The organism is Streptomyces similanensis, assembly GCF_039543625.1.
Lineage (GTDB): Bacteria > Actinomycetota > Actinomycetes > Streptomycetales > Streptomycetaceae > Streptomyces > Streptomyces similanensis.
Map to the genome: position 1 here is coordinate 1 of NZ_BAABKC010000085.1, position 21,854 is coordinate 21,854.

General features: G+C 72.0%; 23 protein-coding genes. 19 read left to right on the forward strand and 4 right to left on the reverse strand.

The genetic code is table 11. The features are described from left to right. Positions 1–1,164, forward strand: a 1,164-nt coding sequence (locus ABEB07_RS26530; RefSeq protein ID WP_345670612.1) for a hypothetical protein, incomplete at its 5' end; no start/stop codon positions are given. A 42-nt stretch (positions 1,165–1,206) separates the two neighbouring features. Here the strand turns inward: ABEB07_RS26530 and ABEB07_RS26535 are convergent. The 3 genes from ABEB07_RS26535 to ABEB07_RS26545 form a co-directional block, all read right to left on the reverse strand. Beyond that, complete coding sequence (locus ABEB07_RS26535; protein ID WP_176150308.1) at positions 1,207–1,428, reverse strand: helix-turn-helix domain-containing protein; 222 nt, start codon at positions 1,426–1,428, stop codon at positions 1,207–1,209. Continuing rightward, positions 1,428–2,048: a DUF2975 domain-containing protein gene (locus ABEB07_RS26540; RefSeq protein ID WP_345670613.1), complete on the reverse strand. Its 621-nt coding sequence runs from the start codon at positions 2,046–2,048 to the stop codon at positions 1,428–1,430. The genes ABEB07_RS26535 and ABEB07_RS26540 overlap by 1 nt, the downstream gene beginning before the upstream one ends. An 86-nt stretch (positions 2,049–2,134) precedes the next feature. Then, positions 2,135–3,859 carry a chitinase gene (locus ABEB07_RS26545; protein WP_345670614.1) on the reverse strand — a complete coding sequence of 575 codons (1,725 nt, stop codon included), beginning with the start codon at positions 3,857–3,859 and terminating at the stop codon, positions 2,135–2,137. Between the two features lie 583 nt (positions 3,860–4,442). On the opposite strand from ABEB07_RS26545, the gene ABEB07_RS26550 reads away from it, so the two are divergent. The 14 genes from ABEB07_RS26550 (at position 4,443) to ABEB07_RS26615 (ending at position 15,894) form a co-directional block, all read left to right on the forward strand. After that, entirely contained in the window at positions 4,443–5,255 is an 813-nt protein-coding gene (locus ABEB07_RS26550; RefSeq protein WP_345670662.1) for a hypothetical protein, read from the forward strand. Positions 5,256–5,322: 67 nt separating this feature from the next. Continuing rightward, the gene (gene cpaB, locus ABEB07_RS26555) at positions 5,323–6,030 is read left to right on the forward strand and encodes a Flp pilus assembly protein CpaB (protein ID WP_345670615.1); all 708 of its coding nucleotides are present in this window, start codon (positions 5,323–5,325) and stop codon (positions 6,028–6,030) included. 13 nt (positions 6,031–6,043) lie between these two features. After that, complete coding sequence (locus ABEB07_RS26560) at positions 6,044–7,303, forward strand: AAA family ATPase (protein ID WP_176150312.1); 1,260 nt, start codon at positions 6,044–6,046, stop codon at positions 7,301–7,303. Then, positions 7,300–7,698, forward strand: coding sequence for a TadE/TadG family type IV pilus assembly protein (locus ABEB07_RS26565; protein WP_345670616.1), 399 nt, complete (start codon positions 7,300–7,302; stop codon positions 7,696–7,698). The genes ABEB07_RS26560 and ABEB07_RS26565 overlap by 4 nt, the downstream gene beginning before the upstream one ends. Further along, positions 7,691–8,062 (forward strand): TadE/TadG family type IV pilus assembly protein, encoded by a 372-nt coding sequence (locus ABEB07_RS26570; protein ID WP_176150314.1) that lies wholly within the window; start codon positions 7,691–7,693, stop codon positions 8,060–8,062. The genes ABEB07_RS26565 and ABEB07_RS26570 overlap by 8 nt, the downstream gene beginning before the upstream one ends. A gap of 16 nt (positions 8,063–8,078) precedes the next feature. Next, positions 8,079–9,416: a CpaF family protein gene (locus tag ABEB07_RS26575; protein ID WP_176150315.1), complete on the forward strand. Its 1,338-nt coding sequence runs from the start codon at positions 8,079–8,081 to the stop codon at positions 9,414–9,416. Positions 9,417–9,428: 12 nt separating this feature from the next. Then, positions 9,429–10,370 (forward strand): type II secretion system F family protein, encoded by a 942-nt coding sequence (locus tag ABEB07_RS26580; RefSeq protein ID WP_345670617.1) that lies wholly within the window; start codon positions 9,429–9,431, stop codon positions 10,368–10,370. Positions 10,371–10,404: 34 nt separating this feature from the next. After that, positions 10,405–11,292: a DUF5936 domain-containing protein gene (locus ABEB07_RS26585; RefSeq protein ID WP_164586076.1), complete on the forward strand. Its 888-nt coding sequence runs from the start codon at positions 10,405–10,407 to the stop codon at positions 11,290–11,292. A 70-nt stretch (positions 11,293–11,362) separates the two neighbouring features. After that, a complete protein-coding gene (locus ABEB07_RS26590; RefSeq protein ID WP_345670619.1) occupies positions 11,363–12,748 on the forward strand; it encodes a sensor histidine kinase in 1,386 nt (461 codons plus the stop codon). Positions 12,749–12,772: 24 nt separating this feature from the next. Further along, entirely contained in the window at positions 12,773–13,645 is an 873-nt protein-coding gene (locus ABEB07_RS26595) for a response regulator transcription factor (RefSeq protein WP_345670620.1), read from the forward strand. Between the two features lie 148 nt (positions 13,646–13,793). Next, positions 13,794–14,027: a Flp family type IVb pilin gene (locus ABEB07_RS26600; RefSeq protein ID WP_176150319.1), complete on the forward strand. Its 234-nt coding sequence runs from the start codon at positions 13,794–13,796 to the stop codon at positions 14,025–14,027. Then, a complete protein-coding gene (locus tag ABEB07_RS26605) occupies positions 14,024–14,626 on the forward strand; it encodes a pilus assembly protein TadG-related protein (RefSeq protein ID WP_345670621.1) in 603 nt (200 codons plus the stop codon). The genes ABEB07_RS26600 and ABEB07_RS26605 overlap by 4 nt, the downstream gene beginning before the upstream one ends. Positions 14,627–14,657: 31 nt before the next feature. Next, the gene (locus tag ABEB07_RS26610; RefSeq protein WP_345670622.1) at positions 14,658–15,239 is read left to right on the forward strand and encodes a hypothetical protein; all 582 of its coding nucleotides are present in this window, start codon (positions 14,658–14,660) and stop codon (positions 15,237–15,239) included. 10 nt (positions 15,240–15,249) lie between these two features. Beyond that, positions 15,250–15,894, forward strand: coding sequence for an OmpA family protein (locus tag ABEB07_RS26615; protein ID WP_345670623.1), 645 nt, complete (start codon positions 15,250–15,252; stop codon positions 15,892–15,894). A gap of 4 nt (positions 15,895–15,898) precedes the next feature. On the opposite strand, the gene ABEB07_RS26620 is transcribed toward ABEB07_RS26615, so the two are convergent. After that, positions 15,899–16,336, reverse strand: a complete 438-nt coding sequence (locus tag ABEB07_RS26620) for a DUF192 domain-containing protein (protein ID WP_345670624.1) — start codon at positions 16,334–16,336, stop codon at positions 15,899–15,901. Between the two features lie 128 nt (positions 16,337–16,464). On the opposite strand from ABEB07_RS26620, the gene ABEB07_RS26625 reads away from it, so the two are divergent. From ABEB07_RS26625 to ABEB07_RS26640, 4 genes are all read left to right on the forward strand, one after another. Further along, on the forward strand, positions 16,465–17,355 hold the full coding sequence (locus ABEB07_RS26625; RefSeq protein ID WP_345670625.1) for an A24 family peptidase: 891 nt from the start codon (positions 16,465–16,467) through the stop codon (positions 17,353–17,355). A gap of 116 nt (positions 17,356–17,471) precedes the next feature. Further along, positions 17,472–18,314 (forward strand): class I SAM-dependent methyltransferase, encoded by an 843-nt coding sequence (locus tag ABEB07_RS26630; protein WP_345670627.1) that lies wholly within the window; start codon positions 17,472–17,474, stop codon positions 18,312–18,314. Between the two features lie 691 nt (positions 18,315–19,005). After that, entirely contained in the window at positions 19,006–19,779 is a 774-nt protein-coding gene (locus ABEB07_RS26635) for an isoprenyl transferase (protein ID WP_164589466.1), read from the forward strand. A gap of 616 nt (positions 19,780–20,395) precedes the next feature. Next, complete coding sequence (locus ABEB07_RS26640; protein WP_345670629.1) at positions 20,396–21,721, forward strand: PhoH family protein; 1,326 nt, start codon at positions 20,396–20,398, stop codon at positions 21,719–21,721. The last annotated feature ends 133 nt before the right edge of the window (positions 21,722–21,854 follow it).

Genomic DNA, 21,854 nt, shown 5'->3' on the forward strand with positions numbered 1-21,854 from the left:
CGCGGGCTGCCCCGGCTGCGTACGGCCCTGGCCGAACTGCTCGCCCGGCGCCGGGGCGCCGTCGCGGACGGGGCCGCCGCCGTCGCGCTGGTCGGACTGGGCGGGGCGCTGGTCCTGCCCGGCGGGCAGGGCGACGGCCGTCGGCAGTCCGCCGGCGGCAGCCCGAAGCCCGCCCTCACCACCGCGGCCGAGACCGAGGCCGCGAAGCCCGCGGTGTCCGCCGCGAGCCTCACCCGTACTTTCGAGAAGCTGCTGTCTCCCGGCCGGCTGAGCCGGACCGCGGCGCGCGGCACCGACGACCACCCCTATGCGCAGGGCGTGTACGACGACGGGAAGGGCGAGGCGGCGATCAGCGTCTCCGTCAACCGCGTCCCGGCCGGCACCCAGGAGGCGAGCCAGAACACCACGTGCCCGGACAAGGTGTTCATCGCCTACGACAGCTGCGGCACCACGAAGCTGGCCGACGGCTCCGCCCTGATGATCCTCAAGGGGTACGAGTACCCGAACAAGCGCAGCGGCACGAGGCTGTGGCAGGCCGACCTGGTGACGCCGAGCGGCCAGTACATCAGCGTCATGGAGTGGAACGCCGCGGCGGAGAAGGACGCGCCGGTCACGCGCGCCGAACCCCCGCTGTCGGCCGAGCGGCTGAAGACGCTCGTCACCGCGCCCCAGTGGCGTACGGCCGCCGACGCGATCCCCGCGAGCCAGTGGCCCAAGCCCGCCCCGAACGAGCCGAAGGGCCCCGCCGGCTCGGTCTCGGCGACCCTCGCCGGGCTGCTGCCCAAGGGCGTCGCGGTCACGGACAAGGGCAGCGCCGACCCGGGGTTCGGGTACGTCGTCGTGGACGACGGCAGGGGCGCGAGCCTGGTGCAGCTCAACGACCAGCCCGACATGCGCGACGTGGAGGGCCAGCTGTTCGGCGCGGACGCCAAGGTCCTGCCCGACGGCACGAAGGTCGTCACCCACAAGTCGCCAGGGGAGAAGGGCGTCTCGGGCATCGTGATGTGGACGGTGGACACCATCCGGCCCGACGGCCGTCGCGTCGTGATCAGCGCCTTCAACTCGGGCGCCCAGAACACCCCGGCGACGCGCGCGACCCCGGCCCTCACCTTGAAGCAGCTGGAGAAGATCGCCATCGACCCGAAGTGGCTGGCCCTGGGCTGACCCCGCCGGCCCGCGCCCGCCTGGCTCCCCCCCCCGGCCGGATCAGTCCGGGTCGACGCTGAGCAGGTCGCCGGGCTGGCAGTCCAGCGCGCGGCAGAGCGCCGTCAGAGTGGAGAAGCGGATCGCCTTGGCGCGGTCGTTCTTCAGGACGGAGAGGTTGACCACGGTCACCCCGACCCTGGCCGCCAGCTCCGACAGCGTCATGCCGCGCTCGGCCAGCAGCCGGTCCAGGTGCACCCGGACCCGGTGCTCCTGCGGCGGCATCAGACCAGTCCCTCGGTGTCCGCGCGCAGCCTGGTGCCGCGCCGGAAGACCTCGGCCAGGGCCAGGACGAGGAGGGCGAGCAGGAGGTACGCGCCGGTGAAGGTGACCTGGAAGGGGATCGCGTCGGACAGCGGCGTGCCCCGCACCAGCAGCTGGGTGGTGAGCGCGGGCAGCACCGGCGCGAGGACGGCCTGTGCCAGCGCCGCGCCGGCGATGACGCCCAGCCGGCGGGCGTTGTCGGGCACGAAGACGTCGCCGTCGCGCAGCGTCCGGGCCATCCGGAGCAGCAGGTACAGGACGAGGAGCAGCAGCAGGCTGCCGACGAGTTCCGGCAGTGCGAGCAACAGCCGCTGTCCCGTGTCCGGGTGGGTGAGGGCCAGATCGGCCCGGTGGCCGCCGGTGAGGGTCATGCCATGGCCCGCCGTGGCCCGGATCACGCCGTCCGGCACCCGGGTCGCGGCCGCGGTGCCGACCTCGCGGGTGTCCATGGGGTCGGTGATCCCGAGCACCCCCAGCAGCGGCAGCAGGATCCCGAAGACCGCGGTGAGGGCGGCGGCCAGGCCGAGCGCCGCCAGCAGCAGCCGGTCGCTCCGTCGGCTCCAGCCGTACTTCCCGGTCATGAATCCCCCTGCCGCGCACGCCGCGCCTATCGATGGTCGATAGTATCGACCATCGATAGGCGCGGTGTCGATCCGTACGCGCCGTGTTACGGCAGGGCGTGGACGTGGGCGCCCACCGAGTTGGACCAGGCGTTGCCGGCCGCCGCGTCCCAGTTGGTGGACCAGGTCATCGCGCCGCGCAGGCCGGGGTAGGCCGTGGACGGCTTGAAGGCGCCGCAGTTGGTGAGCTTGGTCAGGCAGTCCAGGGCGTTGTTGACGACCGTCGGGGAGACGTAGCCGCCGCCGGCGCCGCTCGGGGAGGCGGGCAGGCCGAGGCCGACCTGCGAGGGAGCGAGGCCGCCCTGCAACTGGATGCAGGCCAGCGCGGTCAGGAAGTCGACCGAGCCCTGCGAGTACACCTTGCCGTCGCAGCCCAGCATCGCGCCGCTGTTGTAGAACTGGGTGTTGACGACGGTCAGGATGTCCTTGATGTTCAGCGCGGTCTGGAAGTAACCGCCCGACGTGGACTGCATGTCGATGGTCTGCGGGGCCATCGTGATGATCAGGTTCGCGCCCGCCTTCGCCGACAGCGCGCGCAGCGCCTGCGTCATGTAGGTCGGGTTGAGGCCGTTCTCCAGGTCGATGTCGACGCCGTCGAAGCCGTACGTCTGCATCAGCGAGTACACCGAGTTGGCGAAGTTCGTCGCCGACGTCGGGTCGCTGACCGACACCGTGCCCTTCTCGCCGCCCACCGAGACGATGACCTTCTTGCCGGCCGCCTGCTTGGCCTTGATGTCGGCCTTGAACTGGTCGACGGTGTAGCCGTTCAGGCCCGCCGAGTCCAGGTTGAAGGTGACCGCGCCGGGTGTGGTCGTCGCGTCGGCGAAGGCCACCGCGATGATGTCGTAGGCGGCCGGGACGTCGGAGATCTTCTGGACGGTCGCGCCGTTGTTGAAGTTCTGCCAGTAGCCGGTCACCGCGTGCTTCGGCAGCCCGGTGCCGCCGCCCCCGCCCCCGCCGCCGGTCGACGACGTGGTGGCCGTCACCGCGGCCGACCTGGCGGACTCGCCGGCCGCGTTGGTCGCGCTCACCTGGAAGGAGTACGCGGTCGAGGCGGTCAGGCCCGACACCGTCGCCGACGTGCCGGTCGCGGAGGCGACCTTCGCGCCGTCGCGGTAGACGTTGTAGCCGGTGGCGTTGGAGACGGTGTTCCAGGACAGGGACACCGACGAGGACGTGGTGGCGGAGACCGCGAGACCGGCCGGCGCGGCCGGGACCGTCGGCGCCGGATCGCCGCCGCCGCCCCCGTCCGGACCGGAGACCGACACGTCGTCGGCGTAGTAGGCCGCCTGTCCGTACCAGCCGTGCAGGTACACCGTCACCGAGGTGGTCGAGGAGCCGGTGGTGAAGGTGGTCTGCAACTGCTTCCAGGAGCCGCTGTCCGGGGTCCAGGTCGAGACGTCCGTGGTGCCCGTCCCGGTCGCGCCGAGGTAGGCGTACCCGCCCTGCACCCAGGCGCTCAGCTGGTACGTCGAGTTGGGCTTGACCGCCACCGACTGGGTGCACTGGGCGTTGTCCTGCGCGGCCGGGGTCGCCTTCAGCGCGGCGCTGCCGCCGTGCACCGGCGAGGAGACGGCGGCGCCGCTGCCGGCGCTGCACGTCCAGTTGCTCAGGCCCGACTCGAAGCCGGCGTTCTTTGCGTTGTTGACGTCGGCGGCCGCCGCCTGGCCGGCGCCCACGCAGGAGAGGGCGAGGGCTGCGGTGACGGCTCCGGACCAGATGCCCAGCGGCCGAAGCCGTCCGGTTCCTGGCGTGCGTGCTGCGCGGTCCACTGGTGCCTCCGGGGGAGAGGGGAGGGGAAACGGGGAAGGGAGGTGGGGGAGGGGAAGCGGGAGAGCAGGGGGTGCTGCGCGGTGGCCACCGTTGGTCGTACAAGTTGGTCCAGACCAATTCCCTTGTCAAGAGGTCCAGACCAAAATCGGGCCGCCGGTCCACCGGTCGCCCCGGTCACGGGCCCCGCCCGCCGAACCGCCCTACGGCGACCGGAAGTTCGCAAAAGCCTCAGCCGCGCCCGCCCGGGCCCCGCCCCGGCGCCACCGCCCGGTCGGCGCGCCGCCTCCCTGGACTCCCGCGCCGGCGTCCTCGCGCGGTCAACGCGTCGGCCGCCCGCCACGCTTTCGGGCCCGCCCCGCACCGCCCGTGCGCTCGACCTGTCCCGGTTTGCCGTGACTTGCGCACGCACTGTCGTCACCCGGCTTCACATTCGCTGTTCTCCGGCCCCGAAGGCGCAGTTACAGTGCTCAGGTAGTCACGCTGTGAAGTCAACTCGGTACGCCGGAGGGGAACGCCGGCGGGCCGTCGGGGGTCGAACGGGGAGCTCGCGTGTCAACTGCGATCGCTGTGACCAGTGGCGACATGGCGCTGCCCGGACAGGACGACCGGACCGTGCCCGCCGTGGTCCTGGACGGCCTGGACCGGCAGCCGCTGGAGCACACGCTCGACACGATGCGGACCCTGCTCGACCAGCACGGACACGTGATCGTGGTGTGCTCCCGGGCCGCCCCCGGCGGGGTCGAGCGCCGGCTGCGCACCGTCCGCTCGCTGCTGGAGAGCGATCGCATCGCCCTGTTCCGCCCCGACCTGCCGCCGCTCGGGATCGCCGTCCTGGCCCGCCAGTTACGCCAGCTGGCCTCCTGCGACCTCAGCCCCGGCGTCCTCGCCTCGGCCGGCCGGCTGCTCACCCACTACGTCCACGCCGGCGCCGTGCTCAACTCCGTCACCCGCCTCGACCGCGTCCCCGTCGGCCTCCGGACGCACGCCAAGTCCTGGGTCCCGGGCAGCCAGTTCGGGGTGATCGCCCACCCCGCGCCGCAGCTCGTGCGCATCGGCCCCGAAGCCGCCCTGACCGGACCCGACTTCGGCACCTGGATGCTCGTCGCCAAGGGCCAGCTCACGTCCGACTGGGTCCAGACCTCCCTCGCCCCCGCCTGGCAGGTGCTCGGCCTGCGCGAGGCGCCCCTGCCCGCCGAGTCCGCCGCCTGGTGGGGCACCTCCCGGCTCGTCGAGTTCTGCACCTACCTGCCCGACCTGTCGGTCCTCTACCAACTGGTCACCTCCGTGCGCCAGGGCGTGTGCCACTGGTGCGGCATCGACGTCATCGGCGACCGCTGCGTCTTCTGCTCCGCCACCGCGCCACCGCTCCACGAGAGCCCCACCCCCACGGGTTGACCGGACGAGCCCGTACCCCCCGCCATCCGCCCCGCTCGACCGCTATCCCAACGAGGTCGCACCGTTCATGAACTCCCGTCAGCGCCGCGGCGTGATACTCCTGCTCCTGTCCGTCCTGTGCGCCCTCGGCGCGTTCGCGGGCGTGGTCTCCGTCATCGACGACGCCAAGTCGAAGGTCGGCCCCGAGGTCACCGCGTACCAGCTCAAGGCCGACGTGAAGCCGTACACGGCGCTGAGCGAGAGCCAGTTCGAGAAGATCTCGATGCCCAAGCGGTGGCTGTCGCCCAACGCCGTCACCGACCTCGCGCGGATCCGCGGCAAGATCGCCGTCACCACCCTGCGCCAGGGCTCCCTGCTCCAGAGCGACATGATCGTCGACCAGCCCGCCCTGCGCCCCGGGCAGCAGGAGGTCGCCATCATGATCGACGCGGCGACCGGCGTCGCCGGCAAGATCACCCCGGGCTCCTCCGTCAACGTCTACGCCACCTTCGCCGGCCAGCGGCAGGGCGACCCGGCCCAGTCCAAGATCATCGTGACCGGCGCGAAGGTGCTCGACGTGGGCCGCATCACCGCCCTCGACCCGAACGCCGACAACCGGAGCCAGCAGCCCAGCGAGGTCGTCCCCATCACCTTCGCGCTCTCCGCCCTGGACGCCCAGCGCATCACCTACGCCGAGTCCTTCGCCCAGCGGGTCCGGCTCGCGCTGGTCGCGCCCGGCGACGACGCCGGCGTCCCGGCCGGCGACCGGACCTACGAACTCGCGAAAGACAAGTGAGAGGCCCGCAGCCATGCCCACCAGGATCCTCCCGGCAGCCGGTGACGCGGACGCCGTCCGGTCCCTCACCACCCTGCTCAGCCAGCTCCCCGACGCCGAGCCGGTGACCCCCGTCGGCGACTCCACCCAGCTCGTCGACACCCTCGCCCGCCTGGCCGCCGAATCCGTGGACGACCTGCCCGAGGTGGTCGTCGTGCACGAGCGGATCGGCCCCGTGCCGGCCCTGGAGCTGATCCGCGAGGTGGCCCTGCGCTTCCCCGCCGTCGGCGTCGTCCTCATCACCTCCGACGCGAGCCCCGGCCTGTTCGCCGCCGCCATGGACTCCGGCGCCCGCGGCCTGGTCGCCCTGCCCCTGAGCTACGAGGAACTCGCCGGCCGCGTCCAGGCGGTGGCCCAGTGGTCGACCGGCGTACGGCGCCATCTGGGCCACGGCGGCGAGGTGTTCACCGGCGTCGGCGGCCGCGTGGTCACCGTCAGCGGCGCCAAGGGAGGCGTCGGCGCCACCGTCAGCGCCGTCCAGCTCGCCCTGGCCGCGCAGGCGTCCGGGCACAGCGCCGCCCTGGTCGACCTGGACCTCCAGGCCGGCGACATCGCCTCCTACCTCGACGTCCAGTTCCGCCGCTCCGTGGCCGACCTGGCCGGCATCACCGACATCTCCCCGCGCGTCCTGGCCGACGCCGTCTTCCGCCACGACACCGGCCTCGCCCTCCTCCTCGCCCCCGCCGAGGGCGAACGCGGCGAGGAGGTCACCGACCGGGCCGCCCGCCACCTCGTCAGCGCCCTGCGCTCCCGCTACGAGATCGTCGTGGTCGACTGCGGCGCCCAGCTGACCGGAGCGAGCGCCGCCGCCGTGGAGATGGCCGACACCGCGCTGCTGCTGACCACCCCGGACGTGGTCGCGGTGCGCGCCGCCAAGCGGACGGTGCGGATGTGGGACCGGCTCCAGATCCGCAAGGCCGAGGAGACGACCGTCGTCGTCAACCGCCACACCCGCGGCGCCGAGATCCAGCCGCCGCTGGTCCGGAAGATCACCGCCACCCCCGTCGCGGCCACCGCCGTCCCGGCCGCCTTCAAGGAGCTCCAGGGCGTCATCGACGCCGGCCGCCTGCACGAACTGGACGACAAGAGCACCGTCAAACAGGCCCTGTGGCGGCTCGCCGCCGAACTCGGCCTGGTCGAACAGGCCGAGCCCGACCGCAGGTCCGGCGGCCGGCCCCGGGGCGGCGACCGGGGCTCGGTGAGCTTCCGGCGGCGCAAGGAGGCGGGGGGATGACCGGACGCGGGGCGTCTCGCTCACGGAACGACAGCGGACAGGTCGCCATCGAGTTCCTCGGCATGGCGCCCACCATCATCGTCACGCTGGTGCTGCTGTGGCAGTGCGTGCTGCTGGGCTACACGTACACGCTGGCGGGCAACGCCGCCGACGAGGCGGTACGGGCGGGCACGGCGGCGCCGGGGGACCCCCAGGGGGCCTGCCGGCGCGAGGGCGTGAAGGACCTGCCGAGCGCGTGGCAGGACGGCGCCGACATCAGCTGCGGCGGCCGGGGCAGCGGCTACATCACGGCCACCGTCGCCCTGCACGTGCCCGTCCTCGTCCCCGGACTGATCGACTTCCCCCTCACCGTGCACGCCCACGCCGGCGCCGTCGAGGAGGTGACCGATGACTGAGCCGCCGCACCACCGCCTGCGGAACCGTGACCGCGGCCAGGTCGCCGTCGAGTACCTCGGCTTCGTCCCGATCCTGCTGCTGATCGCCCTGGCCGGCATCCAGCTCGGCCTCATCGCCTTCAGCGCCCAGCAGGCCGGCACCGCGGCGCGCGCGGGCGCGCGCGCCGCCTCGCTCGACCGCAGCGCCCAGCAGGGCTGCCAGGCGGCCGTGTCCGCCGCGCTGAGCGGCCGTACGAGCTGCGCCGAGGGCCGGGGCGGCGACACGGTCACCGTCACCGCCACCGTCGACATCCCGTCCATCATCCCCCTGTGGGACCCCATGGGAAGCGTCAGCAAGATCGCGACCATGCCGCTCGACCACTGAGGCGAGGAATGAACCCATGAGTCTCCGCGCACGCATCAACTCCCCCGAGGAGCAGGGCAGCAGGGGCGAGGTCGTCCATCTCGTCGCCTCCTACCGGGCGAAGCTGCTGGAGGAGATCGACCTCGCGGAGATGAGCTCGCTGGCCGCCGCCGACCGCCGGGTCCGGCTCGAACGGGTGCTCGGGCACATCATCAGCCGCGAGGGCCCGGTCCTGTCCACCGCCGAACGCGCCCAGCTGATCCGCCGCGTGGTGGACGAGGCGCTCGGCCTCGGCATCCTGGAACCCCTCCTGGAGGACGCCTCCATCACCGAGATCATGGTCAACGGCCCCGACGCGATCTTCGTCGAACGCGGCGGCCGGGTCGAACAGCTGCCGCTGCACTTCGCCTCCCACGACCAGCTGATGCAGACCATCGAGCGGATCGTCTCCACGGTCAACCGCCGCGTGGACGAGACCAACCCCATGGTCGACGCCCGGCTGCCGTCCGGCGAACGCGTCAACGTGATCATCCCGCCGCTGTCGCTCTCCGGCCCCGTCCTCACCATCCGCCGCTTCCCGCGCTCCTTCACCCTCCAGGAGCTGATCGGCTTCGGCTCGCTCGACGAGCCCACGCTGTACCTGCTGGCCGGACTGGTGCAGGCGAAGTTCAACGTCATCGTCTCCGGCGCCACCGGCACCGGCAAGACGACCCTGCTCAACGCCCTGTCCGGCCTGATCCCCGGCGGCGAGCGCATCATCACCATCGAGGACTCCGCCGAACTCCAGCTCCAGCAGTCCCACGTCATCCGCTTGGAGTCCCGCCCGCCCAACGTCGAGGGCCGCGGCCAGATCAGCATCCGCGACCTGGTGCGCAACTCGCTGCGCATGCGCCCCGACCGCATCGTCGTCGGCGAGGTCCGCGGCGGCGAGTCGCTGGACATGCTCCAGGCGATGTCCACCGGCCACGACGGCTCACTGGCCACCGTGCACGCCAACAGCGCCGAGGACGCGCTGATGCGGTTGCAGACCCTGGCCTCCATGTCCGACGTGGAGATCCCCTTCCCGGCGCTGCACGACCAGATCAACAGCGCCGTCGACGTGATCGTCCAGCTCACCCGGTTCGCCGACGGCGCCCGCCGGATCACCGAGGTCGCCCTGCTCGACAGCCACGGCAGCGAGCCGTACCGGCTGGCGACCGTGGCCCGCTTCGCCGCCCAGCCCATGGCCGCCGACGGCCGCGTCTACGGCGCCTTCGTCCACCACCCGCTGCCGCGCCGCGCCGCCGACCGCCTCTACATGGCGAGCCAGCCGATCCCCCAGGCATTCGGCGTCGCCCACTCCGCGGACCAACTGGCCACCCGAGAAGCCAGGTAGGAAGCCGATCCCATGGAACTGAGCACCCTCGTCCCCCTCACCACCGGCGTGACGCTGCTGACCTGCGTCCTGGCCGTGCTCGGTCTGCACGCCTACAGCACGGGGAGGGCCCAGCGGGCCGCACTGGTCGACCGCCTCACCCGGACCGGCCAGGTGGCCTCCGGCCGCCGGCGCCGCTTCCGCACCCTCGACCGCCGGCTGCGCCGCACCAAGCCCGGCCGCCGGCTCGAACTGCGGCTCGCGGCCACCGGACTCGACGTCACACCGGGCGAGTTCTTCGTCTGCATGCTCGCCGCGGTCGCCGCCCTCTGGCTGATCGGCCAGGCCGCCCTGGCCCCCTTCTTCGGCCCGCTCGCCGGCCTCCTCGGCATCTGGGCGGCCCTGCAGTTCCTCAGCTGGCAGCGGCAGAAACGCATCGAGAAGTTCATCAACCAGCTGCCCGAACTGGCCCGCATCCTCGCCAACGCCACCCAGGCCGGCCTCGCCCTGCGCACCGCCGTGGGCATGGCCGCCGAGGAACTGGAGGCCCCGGCCGGCGAGGAACTGGGCAAGGTCGCCCACCAGCTGGCCCTGGGCGCCTCGATGGACGACGCCCTCGGCGAACTCGCCGACCGGCTCCCCTCCCGCGAACTCGTCGTCCTGGTCACCACCCTGGTCCTCTCCCACCGCGCGGGCGGCCAGGTGGTCAGCGCCCTGCGCAACCTCACCGAGACCCTGGAGGAGCGCAAGGAGACCCGCCGCGAGGTCCGCACCCAGCTCTCCCAGGTCAACATGACCTCCTACGCGGTCCCCGTACTCGGCGTCGGCGCGCTGTTCCTGATGAACGGCGTCAAGGACGGCGCCCTGGAACGCATGACGGGCTCCCCGATCGGCCAGGGCGCGGTCCTCGTCGCCTTCGCCCTCTACGCCGTCGGATTCGTCCTCATCCGCCGCCTGTCCCGCATCGACGTCTGAACCCGCCCCGCACCACGGAAGGAGGAGACCCGCCATGGCACTGCTGCTCGCACTCGTCGCGGCCCTGAGCGTGTGGGGCGTCTTCGCCGGCGTCCGCATGTACCGGGCGGACGCCAAGCTGCCCAGCGACCTCGCGCTCGCCCTGGAGGTCGGCTCCACCCGCACCGGCGCCGTGGACTCCGTCATCGACCGGCTCGGCATGCGCTACGCCCCCGCCGTGCTGCGCCTGATGGGCCCGGCGCTCGTCGCCAAGTACCGCCGCAGGATCGACCTGGCCGGCAACCCCGGCGGCCTCACCATCGACCGCTACGCGGCCCGCCGGGCGGTGTACGGCTTCCTGGGCGGCGTCGGCGGCCTGGTGTTCGTGCTGCGGGGCCAGTACGTCGTGGCGCTGATCCTGTTCGCGTTCGGCGCGCTGTGGACGGAGGTCGGCATCTGGTCGGCCATCCGGATCCGCAAGGACGTCATCGAACGGACCCTGCCCGACTTCCTCGACGTCCTCGCCGTCGTGGTCAGCGCCGGCCTCGGCTTCCGCCAGGCACTGGACCGGGTGGCCGCCCGGTACGAGGGCCCCTGGGCGGACGAACTGCGCATCACCCTGCGCCAGATGGACCTGGGCATGAGCCGCCGCGAGGCGTTCGCCGAACTGCGCCGCCGCAACGACTCCGAACAGGTCGCGATGTTCGTCACCGCCCTCCAGCAGGGCGAGGAACTGGGCGCGCCGATCGTCGACACCCTGGTCTCGCTGGCCAAGGACATGCGCCGCACCGACGCGCAGAACGCCCGCCGCAAGGCCGCCCGCGCGGTCCCCAAGGCCACCATGATGATCACCACCTTCATGGTCCCGGCCACGATGATCCTCCTCGGCACGGGCCTGCTCCTCGGCTCCGGCGTCGACTTCAACTCCGTCACGGGGAAGTAGAAGGCGGGTGGCCCCACACATGCCGACGACGGAGGAACGGGCGCGGACGGGTGAGCCTTCGCGTTTCTCGATGCGGGACCACGACCGGCCGGCCGCCGACGGCGATCGGCCCCCACCGGGGCCACCGGCACCCGACGACGAAAGCCGCACGGCTGATGCGGGCGGCAACCGAGAACCGGCCGAAGGCGAAGCCGAGGCCGCGTCCCCGCAAGCCCCGCAGGGCTATGCCCCGGAGAACTTACAGATCAGCGCCCTGCAAGCGATGTGCCGCCACGTCTTCGCGTTCCGCCTGGCGATGATCGCCCTCTCCGCCCCCTCCGCCCTCCTCAACGCCGCCCCCGGCCTCGCCACCCGCCTCGTCAGCACAGCGGTCATCGTCACCTTCATGGGCTCCTACGTCCTGTTCCGGGACTGGGAACGCTTCGGCCCCCTCCTCCTGCGCCACCCCACCCTCCTCGCCCTGGACACCCTCTTCGGCGCCCTCCTGCTCATCGCGGCGGGCACCGACAGCACCCTGGCCTACGTCAGCGTCTGCACCCCCCTGCTGGCCGGCCTCGTCTACGGCTGGCGCGGCGCCGGCGTCTTCGCCTCCCTCCAGTCGCTGATCCTGCTCGTCGTCTACGCCGGCACCAGGGAACTCCACACGGACCTGGCCGAGGGCGCCCTGTTCCCCGGCCTGTGCCTGATCGCGGGCGCGGCCGGCGTCACCCTGCGCAACCTGCTGCTGCGGTTCGGCGAGGCCACCCGCGCCCTGACCGCCGTCCAGGCCCGCCTGGCGGTCACGGAGGCGGTGACCGCCGAGCGCGCCCGCCTCGCCCGGGAGATGCACGACTCGGTGGCGAAGACGCTGCACGGCGTGGCCCTGGCCGCCGACGCCCTGGCCGCCTCGGCGGGCACCGACCGCATGGACCCGGCCCGGGTGCGGCAGCAGGCGGAACTGGTGGCCCGCTCGGCCCGCAGGGGGGCGGCCGAGACCCGCGCACTCCTCACCGATCTGCGCCGCGAGACGGACCCCGCCCACAGCACGGACCTCACCACCGGACTGACGACTCTGACCCGCGACTTCACCGCCCGCACCGGCCTGCCGGCGACCTGCCGCCGAACGGGCGAGCACCCCCTGCCCCCGACCCCTCCCGCCGTGGCCCGCCACCTGCTCACCATCGCCGCCGAGGCCATGGAGAACGCCCACCGCCACGCCTCCCCGACCCGCGTCGCCGTGCACGCGGGCGTCCACGGCGACCTGCTCCGCATCAGCGTCCACGACGACGGCACGGGCCTGCCCCCGGACACCACCCTCGAACAGCTGCGCGAAGCGGGCCACTTCGGCCTGGTCGGCATGGTCGAGCGCGCGACCTCGGTGGGCGCCCGCATCCGCATCGGCCAGGGCTGTCGCCCCCGGGGAACGGAAGTCCGCATCGAACTCCCCCTGGCCGCCCTGTCCACCCCCCACCCCTGACCGCACCACGAGAGGAGGCCCCGGATGCCCGACCCGACCCGGCCCGAACCCTTCCCGCACCCCCCGCCCCCCACCGCCGCCACCCCCCTTCGAGTGATCGTGGCGGACGACAACCCGGTGGTCCGCGCGGGCCTGACGGCCCTGCTCTCCGGCCGCGCGGACATCACCGTGGCGGCCGAGGCCGCAGACGGCCGCGCGGCCTGGGAGGCCGCCCAGCGGCACCGCCCGGACGTCGTCCTCCTCGATGTGCGGATGCCCGGCGTGGACGGCCTCGCGGCGCTGCCGTACCTGGTACAGATAGCCCCGGTCGTGATGCTCACCTACAGCCGCGAGTCGGAGATCGTCCAGGAGGCCCTGCGCCGCGGCGCAGGCGGCTACCTGGTCCACGGGGAGTTCACGGCCGACCAGTTGGTGACGGCGGTACGGGACGTCAAGGAGGGCAGGGCCCACTTCACCCACACGGCGGCAGGCGCACTGCTGGCCCAACTGCGCGAGGACCGCCCCACGACACCACCGGGCGGCCCCCTGCCCGAGTCCCCGAATGATGCAACTGCACACGAGTCCACCCCCGCACCCCCCAACGGGCTAGCCATTTCTGCGGAAACGCTTTCGCAACTGCAATCAGATGTGGGACAGTCTTCGTCAGAGTGGACGGGCCGCCGTCCGGCCGCCGTCGACAGGTCGAGGTACCAACTCAGCACGAGGGAGGCGGAGATCATGGACCTCATCGCGTCCGGCATGACCAACCACCAGATCGCCGCCGCCTGCTTCATCAGCGAGAAGACGGTCAAGAACCACATCAACCGCATCTTCGCCAAGCTGCACAGCACCAGCCGCGCCGAGGCCGCCGCGAAGTGGCTGGGCACGGCTCCCGGCTCCACCCAGGGACGGAGGTGACCGCTGATGCCGACGGTACGGACGAGCCACGGCCGCCGCCTCCTTTGGGCCCGGGAATGGGCCCTGGGACCCTCCGGCGAACACCCCCTCCCGGCATACGTTCCCGGGGGCGCAACCGGCACCGAGACCCGACCCGGAGGGGAACACCATGAGCGACCTGATGCTGAAGACCGCGGTTGCCACCAGGATCCGCGTCAACCACTGGAAGAACACCACGGTCAAAGCCCTCAACCGCCACACCGCCGACAAGGGCCAGACAGCGGTGGAGTACCTGGGCATCATCGCAGTGGTGGTGGCCATCGTGCTGGCCATCACGGGGACGAGTATCGGGTCGACCATTCTCAACAAGATCACAGCGTTGATCGGCAAGGTCGGAAATTGACCCGACGCCGTAAATACGGCGACGCAGGGCAGGCCTTTCCCATCTACATCATGGTGATGGGGGGCCTGCTCTTTCTTGCGCTCGCGTACTTCGCGGTCGGCCAGGCGACGGTGAACCGCGGCGGAGCCCAGACGGCTGCCGACGCGGCGGCACTCGCGGCCGCCCAGTACACCCGGGACCAGCTGGCGGACGAATGGGTGAGGGAGGTGCTCGACCCGGCCAAGTGGGAGGACATCTTCACCGGCAACGGACAGGGGCTTGAGCCTTCGTGCCCGAGAGCCGGCCAACTCGCCGAACAGAACGACGCTCACCTGCTCCGTTGCGACCCCGAAGGCCTCGAGTTCACGGTCGACGTCCAGACGAACAAGAGCATGGGAAAGTCGGTTGTTCCCATCACCGAAAGCAAAAGATCCAAGGCTTCTGCCACTGCTGTCATCAAGCCGCTCTGTACGTTCCCGCCCCTGACCGCGGACGCGGCACCCAAGGTGCTGCCGATCCTCACGTGCAGGAACAGCCGCCAATGGGAGCTGGACCCCAAGAACCTCACGGAATTGCCGAAGCCCCAGGATCTCTTCGACGTCCACTTGGCCGACCGATAAGCGAACGACGAGCGAAGAAGGAAGCAGAGTGATGAGTATTCGGTTCACTGCGAAGATCCGCAGGGGGACGGTCGCGTTCGCTGTCGCGGCTGGTCTGGCTGCTGGTATGGCCGGCTGTGGCGGCGGTGGCGGAGACGACAAGAAGCCGGATACTCAGGCGTCCGCGTCGAAGAGCAGTGGTTCCGAACCGAGCGCCCAGGAGGGACAGTCCGAGACACCTCTGGCCGAGCTCAGGGGGCCGAACGGATTGCTCTTGCAGATCACCTCCGCACAGAGGGACGCCGGCGGGTTTGTCACAGTGAATGGTCAATTCAAGAACGACGGCTCCCAGTCAGCGGTGATTCCCTCGGAGCTGCGTGGCGACGAGACTGAGATCCTCAAGCACGGCACGTCGCTGGGAGGCGCCACCCTGGTGGATTCACAGGGGAAGAAGCGCTACTACGTCCTTCGTGACACGGAGGGGCGGCCACTGACGACCACGGGGCTCACGACGATCGAAGCCGGCCAGACCATCCCCGTCTTCATGCAATTCCCGTCCCCCCCGACAAACGTCACCGACGTGACCCTCCAACTCCCCACCTTCTCCAGCGGCACCATCAAGATCTCCGGGTGAGGCGGCCACCATGACGCGCACCCGACCCCGCCCCCACCCCCGCCTCCCCCTCGCCCTCACCGCCGCCACCACCCTGCTGGCCGCCCACCTCTACGGCGCCACAGCGGCCCACGCGGACGCCGGCCCCGGCGACCCCCCCGGCACCGAGGCATCCGCCGCCGCCCCCGTGAAGGTGGACCCGAACGACCCCGACCTGAAACTGCCCGAGGGCGCCACCCTCGCCGCGCCCAAGGTGCTCGACATCAAGTCGGTGGTCGAGGACCAGGGCGGCGAGGAACGCCGCGAGGACACCAACACGGACGTGACCTTCGCCCTCCAGGCCGAGGTGCTGTTCCCCAAGGACAGCGCGAAACTGAGCGACCAGGCGAAGTCCCGCATCGACGCCATCGCGCAGGAGATCAAGAAGCAGCACGCCTCCCAGGTCCGCGTCTTCGGCTTCACCGACAACCTGGGCAGCCACGAACACGGCGTCGTCCTGTCCAAACAGCGCGCCAACGCGGTCCAGGACGTCCTCTCCCAGGAACTGAACGACCCGAACGTCACCTTCGACGTACGCGGCTACGCCGAGGACTACCCCATCGCGGACAACTCCACCGAGGACGGCCGCAAGAAGAACCGCCGCGTGGAGGTGACCTTCCCCCGCACGGCGAGCTGACCCCCTATCCCACCCCCTCGCCCCCCTCGACCCCCTCGACCCCTTCGACCACCTCGACCCGCACCCCAGCCCGCACCCCCCACCCCGCCATCGCCCCCGCCGCCGCCTCCAGGACGTGGCGGGAGCGGAGGCGGGGACGGCCCAGGCGGCCCGGCTCCATGGTGACCACGGCGAGGACGCGCAGACGGCGGTCGAGGTAGGCGACGTCGATGGGGATACGCATGCGGAAGGTGTGGATGCTGTTCGCGGGGGAGAGGAGCAGCACCCCGTCGACCGCGTCCCGGCCCAGCAGACCCTTCGTGCGGGCACGGTAGGAAGTCGCCAGTTCGAGGGGAACCACAGTCCGAGCGGAGCCCCCCGACCCACCACTACCGTCACCGTCACCACTGCCGTCACCGTGCACGATCAACTTCCCCCGCCCGTCCCGCCAACGCCCCGCCATCCCTCAGCCGCCTCTCCCCGTCCTGACCCCGCATCCCGAAGCCGACCGACCGTATCCACAACGCCGTAGGGCTGACATGGGTCCAGGGGCCCATGCCCCGTACGGCCCGGCCGCACTAGGGTCCCCGCGTGCGCGTACTACTGATCGTCGTCGCCGCCCTGTGGGGCGCGGGAGCAGGGCTGCTGGTGCCCCGGGCCGCGCACCGGCTGTCGGTCGAGCCCGAACGGCCCTGGCGCGGGGAGTGCCCCGCCGGACACCCGATCACGGGATCGCTCGGCGGCTGGATCGGCCGAGCGAGGTGCACCGGCGACCCCCCGAAAGCCGACGGCGACCGCGACGCCCCCACGACCGCCCCCCCTGCCGCCGCCGACGCCCCCACCGCACCAGCGAACCGCACCGCACCAGCGAACCGCACCGCACCAGCGAACCGCACCGCACCAGCGGACCTCACCCCCGCCGCGGACTGCACCGCATACGGCCCCAACACCCCCCGCACCGCCACCGTCACCGCCCTCGTCTGCGCCGCGCTGGCCGCCGCCACCGGACCCCGCCCGGAAGCGGCGGTCTGGCTGCTCGCCGCACCGGCCGGTGTACTGCTGGCCCTCGTGGACCTGCGCGTGCACCGGCTGCCGGACGTGCTGACCCTGCCGCTGGCCGCCGCCACCGCCGTCCTGCTCGGCCTCGCCGCCCCGCTGCCCGCCGCCGGCGGCTCATGGAGCACCGCCCTGCTCGGCGGACTCGCCCTGAGCGCCGCCTACTTCGCGCTCTTCCTCCTCCACCCGTCCGGCATGGGCTTCGGCGACGTGAAACTGGCGTTGGCGCTGGGGGCGGCGCTGGGCTGGTACGGGTGGCCGGCGGTGATCCTGGGCGGCCTCGCCGGACTGCTCTACGGCTCCGTCTACGGATTCGGGCTCGTCGCCCTGCGCCGGGCGGGCCGCAAGTCCGCGATCCCGTTGGGACCGTTCATGCTCGGCGGGACGCTCACCGCCCTCCTGCTGGCAGCCTCCACCCTCCCCTGACCACGACCACGACCACGACCACGACCGCGACTCTCACCACGGCAACCTGCCGCACCCCCACCCACCCCGTAGATAAAAAGAGGCGGACCACCCCACCCCCCTGGGACGATCTCCCCATGCCCGACCACCCACCCGCACCCGGCCCCGCACCCCGCCCCGCGCCACCCACCCCCAGCGCCGCCCCCTCCCCGACCTCCTTCGAAGCCCTCGTCGCCGAGGGGGCCGCAGTGCCCACCGAAGGATGGGACTTCTCGTGGTTCGCGGGACGGGCCACCGAGGCGCGGCCGTCCTGGGGGTACGCCGTGTCGCTGGCGGGGCGGCTGGCCGGTGCGGACGCCGCGCTCGACCTGGACACCGGCGGCGGCGAGGTCCTGGACTTCGCCCTCGGCCGGGCCGCGCGCGCCCCCGCCCTCCTGGCCGCCACCGAACCCTGGGCGCCCAACGTGGCCGAGGCCACCGAACTGCTGCGCCCGCGCGGAGTGGTGGTCGTCGCCGTGCCGCAGGACGCGCCGCTGCCGTTCGCGGACGGCGCGTTCGACCTCGTGAGCAGTCGGCACCCGGTCCGCCCCGACTGGAGCGAGATCGCCCGCGTGCTGCGGCCCGGCGGCGCCTACTTCGCCCAGCACGTCGGGCCGGCCAGCGTCTTCGAACTGGTCGAGTACTTCCTCGGGCCGCAGCCCGAGGAGGTCCGCACCGCCCGGCACCCCGACCGGGAGCGGGCCGCCGCGGAGGCGGCCGGGCTGGAGGTCGTCGGCCTGCGCGCCGAGCGCCTGCGGACGGAGTTCCACGACATCGCCGCCGTCGTGCACTTCCTGCGCAAGGTGGTCTGGATGGTCCCCGGCTTCACGGTCGAGGCGTACAAGCCCGCGCTGCGGGCGCTGCACGAACGGATCGGCGCCGAGGGCCCGTTCGTGGCGCACAGCACCCGCCATCTCGTCGAGGCCCGAAAGCCCCGCTGAGCGCCCCGGCGCACGGGCCGGACGCGCACAGTTTCCACATTGTTACCGCCCGCCCCTCCCGTCACCCGCACGGCTCACGTAAGTTCAGACCAATGGAATTCGCGTGAGCAAAGCTGCGCGAGCGGCATCGCGCAGTGGAGGGGGCTGCGCGACGCCGCACCCCCGGCCGACGAGAGCTTTCCGCCCTCCGGACGGCCCCGGCGGACCGCCGCCGACGTCAAGCGGACGTTCGCTGGAGGCTCGCCCGGACGAGGGACGCGAGGACAAGCCGCCAAACCTCACTCAGATGGCGCAAAGCCTATGGTTCCCGCCCCATCCCACCCACTTTTCCTGTGAATCTGCTGTGATCCGGCCATGATCGGGCATGGAATCACGGCTTCCACGGCCCCTTCGGCGTTGCCGGGCGACTCCGGAGAGTAGTTGTGGCGCGCCGGGGGACGCGGCATCACTTACGAAGGGTTATGGTGGAAACCCCCCCTCGGGCCGGTCCGTCTCCCCCCCACGGACCGGCCCGTTTCTTTTACGAGCCACGGGGGGCCCGCCTGATACAGCCGTACGCTCGTTGGGGGGCCTGGGCGAGCCGGGGGTAGGCTTCGCCCCCGGGGACCGATCCACGGACGAGGCCGCCGCACGGACAGGGACTTGCCCCCGGCCGCGCCTGTCCGACCCACACGGAGGGGCTGACGAACACGTGAACCTGCGCGACAAGCTGCGTGGCCTGCTGGTGGGGCTGTACGCGCGCCGGGTGGAAGGCCACCTGGACCACGCTCAGGTGCCCAAGCACATCGGCGTCATCATGGACGGCAACCGGCGCTGGGCGAAGGCGTCGGGCTCCTCCACCCTGCACGGTCACCGGGCCGGGGCGGACAAGATCGAGGAGTTCCTCGGCTGGTGCTCCGAGACGGACGTCGAGGTCGTCACCCTCTGGCTGCTGTCCACGGACAACTTCGACCGTCCCGCCGACGAGCTGGTTCCGCTGCTCGGCATCATCGAGGACGTCGTGCGCACCCTGGCCGCCGACGGCCGCTGGCGCGTGCACCACGTCGGCACCAGGGACCTGCTGCCCTCGGGCATGCAGGCCGCCCTGAAGGAGGCCGAGACGGCCACCGCCGAGGTCGAGGGAATACTGGTCAACGTCGCCATCGGCTACGGCGGCCGGCAGGAGATCGCCGACGCCGTGCGCTCCATGCTCCACGATGCCCACGACCGGGGCGTGCCGATGGCGGACCTCGCCGAGGCCGTCGACGTCGACATGATCGGCCGGCACCTCTACACCAAGGCCCAGCCCGACCCGGACCTGGTGATCCGCACCAGCGGCGAGCAGCGGCTGTCCGGCTTCATGCTCTGGCAGACCGCGCATTCGGAGTACTACTTCTGCGAGGTCTTCTGGCCGGCCTTCCGCAAGGTCGACTTCCTGCGCGCCCTGCGCGACTACGCGGCCCGCCACCGCCGCTTCGGCGGCTGACCCCACCCCGAGCCCCCTCGCGGCGCCCCACTTCCCGAAGCTGCCCCCCGTACGCCCCGCCCCCCATGGCCCGCAGCCGCCATCTGACGGGAGCGGGCCATGGGGCCCGCAGCCGCCATCCGACGGGAGCGGGCCGTGGTGGTACGTCCAATGCCCGCCGCATACTGCGGTCCCTCCCTACCCCAGCGAACCAGACTCAGGGCCGTACGTCCGTGCGCGGCGGGCTGGACGTACCACCACGGCCCCGACCCACCACGCACCCCCAGGCGCACCGCCCAGCCACTCCCCGCACCCACGGCACCCCACGGCACCCCACCGCACCCCCACCGCCCCCCTCTTCACGCGGAGTTCATCCGCGTGCCGTCGCCCGCACTTGCATGGCGGCGCATCTTGAAGGGAATAAGCCAGACAGGTCGACACCCGAACCACGGGTGTCGGATCTCAGCGGGCGGCTCGGGGCCGTCCGCCCGGGAGGCCCGTTGCACCAGCGCGACCGTGCGGTCACAGCGCGGACGAAGACGCGGCGGGCCGGTCCCCGGCCCGTGCAACGGGGCCGTCGACCGGTCCAGCTCGTCCTCGTCGCTCCCCGACCTCATCCGAGGGGGTACGTCCTTCCGTGGTGACCAGCACAAAGCGCCCCAAGCCAGACCGGCGCACCTACGTTGTCGACACCAGCGTCCTGCTGGCGGACCCGAACGCCCTGACCCGTTTCGACGAGCACGAAGTCGTGCTCCCCGTCGTCGTGGTCACGGAACTGGAGGCCAAGCGGCACCATCCCGAACTCGGCTACTTCGCCCGGCAGGCCCTGCGCCTGCTGGACGACTACCGGGTCCGGCACGGCCGCCTCGACGCCCCCATCCCGATCGGGGACCTCGGCGGAACGATGCGGGTCGAGCTCAACCACTCGGACCCCAGCGTGCTGCCCAGCGGCTACCGCCTGGGGGACAACGACTCCCGCATCCTCGCGGTCGCCCGCAACCTCCAGGCCGAGGGGCACGACGTCACCGTCGTCTCCAAGGACCTGCCGCTGCGGATCAAGGCGTCGTCCGTGGGACTCCTCGCCGAGGAGTACCGCGCCGAACTCGCCATCACCGACTCCTCCGGCTGGACCGGCATGTCCGAGCTCACCCTTCCGGGCGAACAGGTGGACATCCTCTTCGAGGAGGGCCATGTCCACGCCCCGGAGGCGGCCGGACTGCCCGTGCACACGGGCCTGACGATCCAGTCGGAGCGCGGCCGCGCCCTGGGCCGGGTCACGCCCGAGGGCGACGTCCGGCTGGTGCGCGGCGACCGGGAGGCGTTCGGCATCAAGGGCCGCAGCGCCGAGCAGCGGATCGCGCTCGACCTGCTGCTCGACCCGGACGTCGGGATCGTGTCGATGGGCGGCCGGGCCGGCACCGGCAAGTCGGCGCTGGCGCTGTGCGCGGGCCTGGAGGCGGTGCTGGAGCGCCGTCAGCACCAGAAGGTGATGGTGTTCCGGCCGCTGTACGCGGTGGGCGGGCAGGAGCTGGGCTATCTGCCCGGCTCCGAGGCGGAGAAGATGAGCCCGTGGGCGCAGGCCGTCTTCGACACGCTCTCGGCGGTCACCTCCCGCGAGGTCATCGAGGAGGTCACCGCGCGCGGCATGCTGGAGGTGCTGCCGCTCACCCACATCCGGGGCCGCTCGCTGCACGACGCGTTCGTCATCGTGGACGAGGCCCAGTCCCTGGAACGCAACGTCCTGCTGACGGTGCTGTCCCGGATCGGCGCCAACTCGCGGGTCGTGCTGACCCATGACGTGGCGCAGCGGGACAACCTGCGGGTCGGCCGCTACGACGGCGTGGTCGCCGTGGTGGAGAAGCTGAAGGGGCATCCGCTCTTCGCGCACGTCACGCTGAACCGGTCCGAGAGGTCCCAGATCGCCGCGCTTGTGACCGAAATGCTGGAGGACGGTCATATCTGAGCGCATCCGCTCCACTTGGGGCGGATGAGGGAACGTCACGCCGTCCGGCAAAGGCCGAAAGCCTAGCCGGGCGGCGCTGTCGTGTGCGGGTGTTTCACGGAATCCCGTAGGCCAAACGGGATGTGAGCTTTCA